Origin of the sequence: Streptomyces pseudogriseolus (genome assembly GCA_002154585.1) — a bacterium.
Lineage (GTDB): Bacteria > Actinomycetota > Actinomycetes > Streptomycetales > Streptomycetaceae > Streptomyces > Streptomyces pseudogriseolus.
Map to the genome: position 1 here is coordinate 1 of MUNG01000522.1, position 630 is coordinate 630.

At 70.6% G+C, this 630-nt stretch carries 1 protein-coding gene; it reads right to left on the reverse strand.

Annotated elements, in window-relative coordinates; all coding sequences use genetic code 11:
* The coding region (locus tag CCN29_RS32095; RefSeq protein ID WP_143661438.1) for an ABC transporter ATP-binding protein at positions 1-630 on the reverse strand (630 nt) is incomplete at both ends.

Consider the following 630-nt stretch of genomic DNA (forward strand, 5'->3'; position numbering starts at 1 on the left):
CGTTCATCGGCACCCCGCGCAGCAGGTTGATGCGCGGGGTGCCGATGAACGCGGCGACGAAGACGTTCTCGGGCAGGGAGTACACCGCGCGGGGCGTGCCGACCTGCTGGAGGACGCCGCCGCGCAGCACGGCGACCCGGTCGCCCAGCGACATCGCCTCGGACTGGTCGTGGGTGACGTAGACGGTGGTGACCCCCAACCGCCGGGTGAGCTGGGAGATTTCCGCGCGCACGTGGTTGCGGAGCTTGGCGTCGAGGTTGGACAGCGGCTCGTCCATCAGGAACGCGGAGGGGTGGCGGGCGATGGCCCGGCCCATCGCGACCCGCTGGCGCTCACCGCCGGAGAGCTGGCCGGGGAAACGGTCGAGGAGGTCCTCGATGCCCAGCATCCGGGCGGTGGCGTCCACCTTGGGCGCCGGGTCGTCGCCGGGCGCCTCGATACGGAGAGGGAAGCCGATGTTGTCGCGGCTGGTCATGCTCGGGTAGAGGGCGAAGTTCTGGAACACCATCGCCATGTCCCGCTCGGAGGGCGGCAGGTCGTTGGCGTACTCGCCGTCGAGGAAGAGGCTGCCCTCGTCGATCTCCTCCAGGCCCGCGATCATCCGCAGCACGGTGGACTTGCCGCAGCCGG